We start from the raw sequence: 12,007 nt of genomic DNA on the forward strand, positions 1-12,007 counted from the left end.
GAAGACGCATTTCACCGGGAGTTTGGTGCATGTCGGCGAAAAAAGGACGAGGCGGCGGTCTCATACTGGCCTGCGACGGCGGCGCAACGGGCTTGCGCGCCGGTCTTTACGATGCGGCGGGGACGTTGCTCCGCGAAATGGCGGCCGGACCCTGCAATCTCATCGAACACGGCATCGAACACGGCAGAGACATGATCCTCCGCTTGTTTCATTCGTGCTCGAATGATCAACCGGACTTGATTGTGGCGGCGATTGCGGGCGCCGGACGCATGCAGATACGCACCGCGCTTGCTCATGCCGTGGCGGAGGAAACGGGAGGCCGTGTCCGGATTGCCGACGATTTACATCCCCTCTTGCTGGCCAATGCGGAAAACGAAACCGCCGTCCTGACAATCGCCGGAACCGGTTCCAGCGTGCTGGCTTGGGATTTCAACCCGTACCGTGAAATTCGCATCGGCGGGCGGGGACGCATTTTCGGCGACGAGGGCAGCGCTTATGCCGTGGCTGTTTCCGCCCTGCAAGCCGCCGCGCGCGCGGTGGATGGCACGGGCCGACCGACGCGTCTGGCCTCCGAACTATGGCGCGAACCCGGTTTGACCTCTTTTGACGACCTTGTCCTTTTTTCCTCCAAGGCGCGAAAACACGAAATTGCGGCGTTGGCGCGCATTGTGGACAAACTGGCCGCCGAAGGCGACGCCGTGGCGGCGCAATGCGTCGAGGAACAGGCCCTTCGCCTTGTGCAGCAAACACTGGCCGCGCGAAAAAAACTGGATTTGCCATCCAGCACGCCGGTCTTCATCCTAGGCGGCCTGTTCGAGGGTTCGGCGCTATTCAGGAACGCCTATTGCCACGCCCTTTCCGCATGCTGGCCACAGGCCAAGCCGCTGCTTCCGCCGTTGCGCGGTCATGCCGCGGCGTTTCGCATGGCGGCCCTCGACGGACCTTTGCCGGCGTGGATCACGGAGGCTGTGGCCCCGGAAAGAAGGGATGACGCAACCACCGAACGAAGGCTGCCGGCGGCCCGATCCATTGACACGCTCCCCGCGCGAGAAATGGTGGCGCTCATGATCGCGGAAGATGCGGGTGTCGCGCGGGCTGTTGAAAAGGCGTCCGAGGCCATGGCCAAAGCCGTTGAAATGGCAGCCGAGGCCATCCGATCCGGCGGTCGCCTAATTTATGTGGGCGCGGGAACCAGCGGGCGCCTGGGCGTGCTCGACGCTTCCGAGTGTCCGGCGACATTCGGCACGCCGCCCGATCAAGTGGTCGCGATTATCGCCGGCGGCGACCGGGCAATTCGGGAAAGCGTCGAGGGCGCGGAGGACGACACGGCGCAGGCGCGAACCGACATGGCCGCCATGCGCCCGCCCGTCCATGCGAACGACCTTGTCGTGGGAATTACGGCTTCAGGCCGGACGCCTTATGTGCGGGCCGCGCTGGATGAGGCACGGCAAGCCGGCGCCCGTACCGCGATTATCGCCTGCAATCCGATCGAAACAAATGCCGCCGACGTCCGTATCGTCGTCGAAACCGGTCCGGAAGTGGTGGCGGGTTCGACCCGCCTGAAGGCCGGCACGGCAACGAAAATGGTCTTGAACATCATATCAACCGGCGCCATGGCGTTGAATGGCCGCGTTCATGATGGCCTGATGATTGGAATGCGGCCGGTCAACGACAAATTGCGCAAGCGCGCCGAAAACATTGTGGCCGCACTCGCACCATGTGATCGGGAACGGGCGAAAACCTGTTTGGCGGACGCGGGCGGCAACCTAGCGGCGGCCGTTCTCATGGCTCGCCGCTTTTGTGATCTCGCAACGGCGCAGGCCATTCTTGCCCGGGCAAATGGAAACTTGCGCCAGGCATTGGAGAATTTCTGAGGCATGAAAATTCTGTTTCCAAATCCTTCTCCGATTTGTGTGGCGCTCGTCCTGTTTACGCTCACAACGGCCTTCGGCGTCAAAGGCGAGGAAACCTCCGAATCGAACACACTTACGATCCAACTGGCGGCGGCACGAAAAGAACTAATCGTCCATGCGGATCAGCCTCTTGTTATCGAGGGCAATCGAAAACCATTGCCGCCGGGCGCCTATACGGTTCAGGCGAGCGGCGCTCATCGGGCCGTTCAGCGGTTTCGGCTCTTTGCAAAAACATTCCCCCCTGGCCAATTATCGGAAGCCCGCCAATATGCCGCCCAATGGAAAAGCCAGGGTTATGCAACGGACATCCTCCCGTTCGGGCGGGTGTGGAAACTGGAATCCGGCCAATCGGCCGATAACCGTAACTGGTGGGTTTCCATAGGCTGCCAGCCGACATTGGACAAAGCCAAAGCGCTCAAGGCTGCGCTCGAAAAGCAAAGCGTCTGGGCATGGATTCTGCCGGAAACGATCGTCCAAGGCCGGGGCAAAATCCATTTCAGGGATTCACGGGGCAGGGAAATTTGCATGACGGATGCGCCGGCACGATTCCACTCCAATGCGCCCGTGCGTGTCGCCGGTATTGATGTCGGATTCTGGAAAAATCAACAAAAAGACCGCACGTACCGGGGATCGCTGGAAATTCGTATCGGGCCGGATGCGCAACTCGAACTCTATGAACACATCGCCCTTGAATCGTACTTGGCCGGTGTATTGCCCGCGGAAATGCCGGCCGGGTGGCCCGCCGAAGCACTCAAGGCCCAAGCCGTTGCCGCGCGGAGCGAGGTGGTCGCCGCACTCGGCGGCAAACACGCCCTGGAAGGCTTCGACTTTTGCGGAAACGAGCATTGCCGGGCCTACGGCGGCGATAACGGACGCCAAAAAACCACGGATGACGCGGTGGCGGCCACCCGCGGCATGGTGCTCGTGGCGGAAGACCGGGTGGTTCCCGCCGTTTTTTCGGCCAATTGCGGCGGATGGACCGAGCACAACGATACCGTCTGGTCGGGACCACCGAACAACGCGTTGCGCGGTGTGCCCGATTTTCCCCCGAAGGCGAATCCCGCCCCAAACGGGCCCGAATCCCATGGATGGGCAAAATGGCTTAAAAGCACACCGGCGGCCTATTGCGCCGGAAATCGCGAATCGTTCCGGTGGACAAAGCGAATGACCGCCAAAGAACTGACCGATATCGTCAACAAGCGATATCCGGTCGGACCGGTTCGGGCCATCGAAACAGGCGACCGCGGCGTCAGCGGCCGCCTGAAATGGGTAAAAATCATTGGGACCAAGAAATCGGAGATCGTGCGAAAGGATCTCGACATCCGACTTGCATTTGGTGGTCTGAACAGTGCTATGTTTATGGTCGAGGCGCAAGGAAGGCCGGGTTCCCCCGATGCGTTTGTGTTTACGGGCGGCGGACGCGGCCACGGAGTGGGTTTGTGCCAAGACGGCGCGCGCGGAATGGCGAGCGCAGGCGCGACATATAGCGGTATATTGAAACATTATTTTGCCATGGCTGCACTCGCGAGGTTGCACTGAAATGGACTTGAACGCAATTCGTAACAAACCAATGCGGTTTGCCGTCGGTTTGATGTCCGGCACGTCCTGCGATGGCATTTCGGCGGCGCTCGTGCGCATCAAGGGGACCGGCGACAGCCTGCATCTCAAATTCATCAAACTGCTCCAGTTCCCGTATCCGTCCTATTTGCGTAATCGCCTGCTGAGTCCACAACTGACCGCGCAGGATATTTGCCTGCTCAATTTTGAATTGGGATCGCGTTTCGCCGATGCGGTGCTCGCGATGTTTCCCGTGGCGAAAGAGGCGGGCTGCACCATTGATTTCGTCGCATCACACGGCCATACGGTCGCTCATGTGCCCCCCCGGGGTGAAAAACCCCATGGCACGCTTCAAATCGGCGAGCCGGCGATTATCGCCGAACGAACCGGACTGCCGGTCATTTCCGATTTCCGAACGCGCGACATGGCGGCCGGCGGACAAGGCGCCCCGCTGGTTCCCTATGCAGACTGGGTATTGTTTGCCCGGCCGGATCGCTCGATTGTGTGCCTCAACATCGGGGGAATCGCGAACGTAACCGTGGTTACGCCGAATTTCGACGATATTCTCGCATTCGACACAGGCCCTGGAAATATGATTATTGACGGCACGGTGGGGCTGTTGACGCGCGGCGAGGAAAACATGGACACCGACGGCAAGGCCGCAGCCGAAGGTGTCGTTATCGAGGAGTTCCTCGATTATCTTCTGAGCCATCCCTATTTCGATCAATCCCCGCCTAAAAGCACCGGACGGGAAGAATTCGGCATCGAAGTCTATTTGCGCGACGCGCTGATGAGCCGGAAAAGCCAACCCTACGAGAATCTCGTCGCCACCGTGACGGCGGCCGTTGCCAAAAGCATCGTCAACGCATTCGACCGGTTCATCAAGCCCAAATACGACATTGCGCGTGTCGTCGTCAGCGGGGGCGGCGCGTACAACAAAACCCTTCTCGCGGGCATTCGCGAAGGGCTGCCCAACACGACTGTCCGCACGAGCGAACAATATGGCATACCGTCCATCGCGCGCGAAGCCGTGGCCTTCGCCATTTTGGGCAATGAAACCATTTGCGGCACGCCCGCCAATGTGCCCCAAGCCACCGGCGCCCGCCATGCCGCCATCCTCGGAAAGATTACGCCGGGCGTGTAGTCTGTCCTTCCAACAACCGAAATTCGGCGGCAAAGCGGAAAACTTCCGGCTTGTCTCATGGACGAGATGGGCTCAAGAAGCGGTGCATCTTTCGGGCGAAGTCCGCAGGGTTCACCACGTCCACGGTGTCCACACCTTCTCAACGGGCGTCTTGTTCCGCGCGTACATAGGCCCGCAGGGCATCGCGCCAATGCGGCATGATATCAATCCCTTGATCCTGCAAGCGTTTGTTGCACAGGACCGAATAGTTTGGGCGTTTGACGGGCGACGGGAAATCGGCGGATGTCGCCGGGAGGAGGTTCGCGGACGTGTTCGTTTCCTCGAAGATGGCTTTGGCAAAGTCATACCATGAGCACTCGCCGTTACACGTGGCGTGATACAGACCCGGTTTGCCCTTTTCGGCCACCAGCCGGATTTGCGCGGCAAGCGCGCGCGTGTAGGTGGGTGTGGTGATCTCATCCGTGACCACGCGGATCTCCGGGCGCGTCGCGGCCAAGTGGAGCATGAGTTGCACGAAATTCTTGCCGCCTTTGGCCACGCAAGGCGCATGGCCGTACAGGGCCGCCGTGCGCAGGATGACATGATCGGGACATTCCGCGGCCAGCAGGAATTCTCCGGCCAACTTGCTCGCCGCATACACGTTCAGCGGCGCGGGAAGATCCGTTTCGACATAGGGGCGTTTGCCTCCCGATCCAAACACATAATCGGTGCTGATATGCACCATGCGCGCGCCGCACGCGCGGCAAGCGGCGGCCATCGCGCGCACGGCCGCCGCGTTCACGGCAAAGGCCGTGGCGGGATCTTTCTCGCATTCCGGCACGTTGTGCGCCGCGGCGGTATTGACGACCAGGTCCGGCCGGGTTTCGTCCGCGATCAGCGCATGCACCGCATCCGTGTCGCGCAAGTCCACGCGATCGATATCAACGGAAATCAACTCCACGTCCGCATAGGCGGCGCAGACTTCCGTGCCGAGTTGCCCTTTTGCGCCGGTTACCAGGACCCGCATTAGAAAATGTTTCCAAGACGCCGCAAATGGGCCTGCATTTCAAGCAACAATTCGAGCCAGCGGATGTTGTAATACTTTGGATTGGCAAAATCCGCGTTGATGCCCGCCTTGACCTTGAGCGCCATATCGCGCGCGGAATCCTCGACCGAGACGATCGGGCGAAAGCCGAGCGCCGTTTCAATTTTCCGGGTGGATACGCGATAACTGCGCCCGCGCTGGCTGCCGTACTCGACCACAATGTCTATATCAACAATATCCTGCAATGCCTTCTTGACCCAGTGGGCCAATTCGAGAATGCGGTAGTTCTTGTGCGAAAGATTGAAGATCTGCCCGCCGACCACGCCCAAGTCCGCTTCAAGGCAGGCCAGATAGCACTTTGCCACATCCGTCACGTCCACCAGCGGCCGCCACATTTCCCCGCCGCAATGCACCGTCAGTTTGCGATCCTCGAAGGCCGATTTCACGAACGTGTTGATCACGAGATCGTAGCGCATGCGCGGGCTCCAGCCGTACACCGTTCCTTGGCGAAGAATCGTCGGTTGAAAGGTGTCGTCCGCCAATTTGAGCAGGATTTGCTCTGCGGCGAATTTGCTCGTTGCATAGGCCGCGCGCGGTTCGAGCGGCGAGGTCTCGTCCTGCAAGATGTCCTCTGCCATCAGACCCCGATCGTACACCGAACAACTCGACGCGAAGATGAACCGCTTGATGCCGCGCCGCTTGCACGCCTCGGCGATCGTTTGTGTCGCGACCGTGTTCATCCGGTGGTTGGCCTCCGGGTTGAATTCGGCGGTTGGATCGTTGCTCAGCCCCGCCAGATGAATCACGCCCTTGACACCGTCGAGCACGCTTTCATCCAAATCGCAGATGTCGCCCTCAACGATTTCGACCTGATTTTTCACCGCGTCCAACGGATACGAGCCGTACAGAAATTTGTCCAGCACGCGTACCGCGAATCCCTTGTCCAGCAACTCGCGCACCGCCACCGCGCCGATATACCCCGCGCCGCCCGTCAATAAAATCATGGTATTGGCTCCTTGTAAACATGGCGTTCCGCCGCCACGAACGATGTTGCCCGGAGTCTAAAGCACGACGGGGAAGATGTCAAACACGCAACGGGCCACGCGAAACCGGACAATGTGGATTATTGGCATGCGATCGGGCGCGCGTCATGTGCCGATTTCATCGCGGTGTTCGTACGGCCGCATATTCGGACCGGTATAAATTTGGCGCGGACGGTAGATTTTCTGGCCGGGCATCTGGTTCTGCTCGCGCCAGTGCGCTATCCAGCCGGGAATACGGCCAAGCGCAAACATGACCGTGAACATGTCAGTCGGAATGCCCATCGCGCGATACAGGATGCCGCTGTAGAAATCCACGTTCGGATACAGCTTGCGCTCGATAAAGAAATCGTCCTTCAGCGCCGCTTCCTCAATATTTTTGGCAAGTTCGACCAAGGGATCGTTGATGCCGAGCGTGTTCAGGACCCGGTCCATCGAGGCCTTGAGGATTTTCGCCCGCGGATCGTAACTCCGGTAGATGCGGTGCCCAAAACCCATCAGGCGCGTCTTGCGGTCCTTTACCCGCGCGATGAATTTCCGGTAGTCGTTGTCGTCGCGCTGGATGCGTTCGAGCATTTCGATGACGGCCTGGTTCGCGCCGCCGTGCAAAGGCCCCCAAAGCGCGCTGATCCCCGCCGATACCGCCGCGAACAGGTTCGCTTTGCTGCTGCATACCGTGCGCACCGTGGCCGTGCTGCAGTTCTGCTCGTGATCGGCGTGAACGATCAGCAGGAGATTGAGCGCATCCTCGAGCACGTCCGGCACGACATACTCCTCGGCGGGCGTGGCGAACATCATCCGCAGAAAATTGGCGCAGTAACTGAACTCCGTGCGCGGGTAGATGCGCGGCTCGCCGATCGATTTCTTGTACGAATACGCCGCGATGGTCTTGGCCTGCGCTATCAGGCGCACAATGTTCAGATCCACGTCCTCGTGCTCGTCGAAATTCGGATAGTAGGCCGAAAGCGACGCGACCATCGCGGACAAAATCGCCATCGGATGCGCCAGCGGGGGAAACCCCTCGAAAAACTTGAGCATGTCCTCGTGGATATAACTGTGAATCGTCAGTTTGCGGCGCCAGTCCGCATACTCGCGCGCGCTGGGCAGATGCCCGTAGATAAGCAGATACGCCACGGCCGGAAATTTGGCGCGCAAGGCCAGTTCCTCGATGGGATATCCCCGGTAACGCAGAATCCCCTTGTCCCCGTCAATGAACGTGATGGCGCTTTTACAGACCGCGGTGCTGCCGAATCCGGGATCGTAGGTCACCACGCCGCTCATGTCGCGCAGGGCGGAAATGTCCACGGCGCGTTCGCCTTCCGAACCCTCAATCACCGGAAACTCATACGTCTGTCCATCGAGAATCAACTTGGCTGTTTTCATGACCGCACTATCCTGTCTGGGGGGTTGTCCATGGTTATCGTGCCAGCAATGGGCCCGGTTACGGGCAGCCCGCCCGCGAAAAATGGATCCCGGCTACGCAAAACTACGGCCATCCGCACGCATGGCCGACCGCACACAAAGCAACAATACATCACGACGCCCGGATCGTGCAACCTGACATGCGATTCCGGCCTAGGCATGTGAATGCTAACGCCCTGTCGAATTGCGCGGGCGCCGGGGATTGCTTATGATCTCGAAAAAATCAAAAGGAGAGTGGATATGAAACGGCTGATCGCGATGGGAGTGTGTATGTTGTGCGCGGTTCAGGCCGATGCCGCCGAACCGCGACTCAAATGGTCGTTCGAGACCCGGGGCAAAATTTACGCCTCGCCGATTTTCACGGATCTCGACAATGACGGCAAACAGGAAGTGATTGTGTGCGCGTCGCGCGACAAACGCATTCTATGCCTGAGTTGCACGGGCGAACTGTTGTGGGATTACCGCCTCGATGATCTGAGCAATGACGGATTGCAAGCTTCGCCGTCGGCCCTCGACATTGACGGCGACGGGGGCAAGGAAATCTTTTTTGCCAGCAAAGGCGGCGTGGTGGGGTGCTTGGACCGTTTGGGGCAAATGGTCTGGCGCACGATGCTGCCGGATTCCTTCGATTACAGCGGGCCGCTGGTCGCCGACATTGACGGCGATTACCGGGCCGAAATCGTCGTGGGAGGCGACAACGGTATGCTGTATTGTTTCGACGATTGCGGCCAGGAGCGCTGGCATTTCCAGGGCGACGGGCCCATCCGGGGCATCCCCGCGTTCCTGTTCGATGCCCGGGCCAAAAAACGGCTGATCTTCGCGACCTTCGGCGGCGGCGCCGAAACCGCATTCGACCCCGCGGGAAAGGTCGTCTGGTCGTTCAACGAACCCGGCCCGCGCAAGGAACGCCGTTCGACGCCGGCAATCGGATTGATTGACGCGGATTTCGATTTGGATGTCGTCTCCGTGACCGAGGATTTTCAGGTCATCGTCCGCGATGCGATCACCGGCGCCGAAAAATGGCGTTGGGAAGGCAAGTCCTCGATCGATCAGGCCAACGGCATCGCGCTGGCGGATTTCGACAAACGGAACCGCTTGGACATCGTCTGCGCGGACGGCACCGGACAGGGCGGGACGGGGCATGTCCACCGGTTGCGCGATGGAAAGGCGCTGTGGTCCGTGGATGTGGGGGGGGGCGTCGTGCAGGGACCCGCCATTGGCGACGTGGACGGCGATCAGCGCCTGGAGATCCTCGTCTGTTCCCGTTCCAAGCGCCTGATGTGTCTGGACGAAAACGGCCAGGAGGAATGGTCGTTTCCGTCGGAAACCGAGGTGATTACCACGCCCGCAATCGGCGATCTGGATGCCGACGGCAAGACCGACATCGTGTTTACCAGCAAGGATCGGCGTATCTATTGCCTTACCCTGGATGGAGCTTATGATGCGTCGCTGATGCCGTGGCCGATGATTTCGCACGATCCCCAATTGACCGGATGTTTTTTCGGCGCGCCGTTCACGCCGCCAGCCCTGCCGTCCCCGGCCCAGATTCCCAATGTCTATCTCGACGAAATCACCGGAGTCCATATCGGCTCGAATACGGTCAAGGGCCAAATCACCAACAATTGGTATCGTCCGAGGCGTCTCGAAGCGAATATCGCCGTCTACACGCCGAACGGGCTGGCCATCACGCGTTCCATTGTGGGCCGTTTCGGGGCGCTTGATTTCCAGCAGTTCGAATTCGAGTTCCCCGCATTGTATCCGGGCGAATACAGGCTGGTCGCGAGCCTCCTCGATATCGGCCAGGGCGCGGTTGTCAGCCGTGAGGAAAAGAAATGGGATCTCGACCCCCAAGCGCCAATAGATATCGCCGTCGAGCGGGCCATAGTTGGAAAGAGTTACATGCTGGAACGCATTCCCGCTTCCCCGGCGCGGACACGCCTCGAGGCGGCCTGTGCCGAAGCCGAACAGGCATGGAACGCCCGGCTCGAAGAATTGCGCGCGACCATTGCCCGTGAAGAGGCCACGCCCGATGAACGACGCGCGGCCTTGAAGGCGCTTGAAACCACCGGCGAACAACTCAAACATGTGTTCGCGCGGGGCGTCGCGTTGTGCTATTCACCCCCAACTCTCACCGAATTCGGGGCCTTCCCGGATACGACACTCAAGAAATTCTTCAAGGACGAGACGGCCCAGACCGCCTATGTCATCGGCACACCCGCGCCCAAACCGGCCGCCCTATCCCTCTGCCGAAACGAGCGGGAGGCTGTTCAAATCCTTGTCGTGCCCCTCTTCAGAGACCTGAAGAACCTTCGCGTCATAATTCCCGAAGACCTGAAACGAAAAGAGGGCGGCGTCATTTCCACAAATGACGTCTCGGTCGCACGGGTCGGATATGTCACCATTGGGCCTCCCGAATACAACTGGCATGTTCCGAAAACAGGCGAGTATCCGGATGTCTTGTTTCCCAATGACCCCGTGGATATCCCTGCCAGCCAAGACGTCCAGCCGTATTATGTAACGGTCTTCGCAAACCAAAACACGGCTGCGGGCGATTACGAGGGAATTGTCCGTATAGAAGCCGATGAATGCCCTCCCCTTGATGTTCCAATAACTGTACATGTATGGGATTTTGCCATACCCGAAAAACCAAACTTCAAGGTCTCTATGTGGATGAACGAGGGCATGCTGAAGGCGTTTTACCGGTATCCGGATCGAACGCCGTTCGAAGTCCGAAAACGGTTTTATCAGATGCATCTCGACCATCGCATCTCGCCCATCAAAACGTTCCCTCCGGATGGCGGAAATCTGCTTGAGGATTTCGAGTATCTGATGGCCAACGGGCAGAATGTGTTTTTTGTGGATGTGCCCGATTACCTGCCCGAAGCGGATCGGGCTGCCGCCGCGGAGAAAATCCAAGCCACGCGCGCCCTGCTGCAGGAAAAAGGCTGGGCCGACAAGGTCCTTCTCTACAGCATGGACGAGGTGGCTGTCATGCAACGCCACCGCATTCCCCAAATGGTCGAGATGAACAATTGGATCAAGACAGTCGTTCCCGAATGGCCGCGCCTCGAAACCAGCGCGCCGGAAGACGCGTTGTTCGGCGCGGTGGACATCTGGTGCCCGACCATTGATTCATTCGACGAAAAAATTCTGGCCGAACGCATGGCCGAAGGCGACCGGTTGTGGTTTTATACGGTGTGGGGACGTCCCGGCATCATGATCGAATTTCCGCCGATTGATTACCGCATGATGTTCTGGATGTGCTTCAAATACAAGGCCGAGGGTTTCCTCTATTGGGGAACCACCCATTGGGATTTGAACTGCGCTGGCGATCAGCGTTGGCCGGAAGTTCCATGGATTCCCTACAACCGCCAGCCGGGCCACAACGGATGCGGGTATTTGATTTATCCGGGGCCGGACGGAACGCCGCTCAGTTCGATCCGCCTCGAAATCGTGCGCGACGGCATCGAGGATTACGAATACCTATTTTTGTTGCAGAACCTTGTCGAAAACGCCAAAGGCAAGGTACCGGACGAATTGCTTCAAAAGGCCGGGCCGCTCGTCCGGTTCGGTCCGGAAATCGCCGAAAGCCACACGAATTACAACGAAAATCCGACAACGCTGCTCGAAATCCGTGCGCGCATCGCCGCCGCCATCGAAGAACTACAGCGTGCCGTTGCAGGATCGTGAAAAGTGAATAAAACTACCAGAAAAATTGTTTACTTTCATAAAGTATAGGAAATAAAGTGGGACAGGTTGTCCAGCCTGTCCAGAAAGTTTCACCTTGGCCAGACAAACGGACAGACTTAACAGTCTGTCCAAAGTAGCAGATTTTCGAAGGGTAGGACAGGCTGTCCAGCCTGTCCAGAAAGTTTCACCTTGGCCAGACAAACGGACAGACTTAACA

The 12,007-nt window shown here is 59.1% G+C and carries 7 protein-coding genes; 4 read left to right on the plus strand and 3 right to left on the minus strand.

Annotated elements, in window-relative coordinates; translation table 11 throughout:
- Positions 1-29 precede the first annotated feature (29 nt).
- The 3 genes from murQ to P5540_01545 are packed head-to-tail and all read left to right on the plus strand — an operon-like array spanning position 30 to position 4,614.
- Positions 30-1,874, plus strand: a complete 1,845-nt coding sequence (gene murQ / locus P5540_01535; GenBank protein ID HRT63481.1) for an N-acetylmuramic acid 6-phosphate etherase — start codon at positions 30-32, stop codon at positions 1,872-1,874.
- Between the two features lie 3 nt (positions 1,875-1,877).
- Positions 1,878-3,452 (plus strand): SpoIID/LytB domain-containing protein, encoded by a 1,575-nt coding sequence (locus P5540_01540; GenBank protein ID HRT63482.1) that lies wholly within the window; start codon positions 1,878-1,880, stop codon positions 3,450-3,452.
- Position 3,453: 1 nt separating this feature from the next.
- Positions 3,454-4,614, plus strand: coding sequence for an anhydro-N-acetylmuramic acid kinase (locus P5540_01545; protein ID HRT63483.1), 1,161 nt, complete (start codon positions 3,454-3,456; stop codon positions 4,612-4,614).
- A gap of 139 nt (positions 4,615-4,753) precedes the next feature.
- On the opposite strand, the gene rfbD is transcribed toward P5540_01545, so the two are convergent.
- From rfbD to P5540_01560, 3 genes are all read right to left on the minus strand, one after another.
- A complete protein-coding gene (rfbD, locus tag P5540_01550; protein HRT63484.1) occupies positions 4,754-5,620 on the minus strand; it encodes a dTDP-4-dehydrorhamnose reductase in 867 nt (288 codons plus the stop codon).
- A complete protein-coding gene (locus P5540_01555; GenBank protein ID HRT63485.1) occupies positions 5,620-6,642 on the minus strand; it encodes an SDR family oxidoreductase in 1,023 nt (340 codons plus the stop codon). The genes rfbD and P5540_01555 overlap by 1 nt, the downstream gene beginning before the upstream one ends.
- 144 nt (positions 6,643-6,786) lie before the next feature.
- Entirely contained in the window at positions 6,787-8,061 is a 1,275-nt protein-coding gene (locus P5540_01560) for a citrate synthase (protein HRT63486.1), read from the minus strand.
- 279 nt (positions 8,062-8,340) lie between these two features.
- On the opposite strand from P5540_01560, the gene P5540_01565 reads away from it, so the two are divergent.
- The gene (locus P5540_01565; protein ID HRT63487.1) at positions 8,341-11,790 is read left to right on the plus strand and encodes a DUF4091 domain-containing protein; all 3,450 of its coding nucleotides are present in this window, start codon (positions 8,341-8,343) and stop codon (positions 11,788-11,790) included.
- The last annotated feature ends 217 nt before the right edge of the window (positions 11,791-12,007 follow it).

Source organism: Candidatus Hydrogenedentota bacterium (genome assembly GCA_035450225.1).
Classification (GTDB): domain Bacteria; phylum Hydrogenedentota; class Hydrogenedentia; order Hydrogenedentales; family SLHB01; genus DSVR01.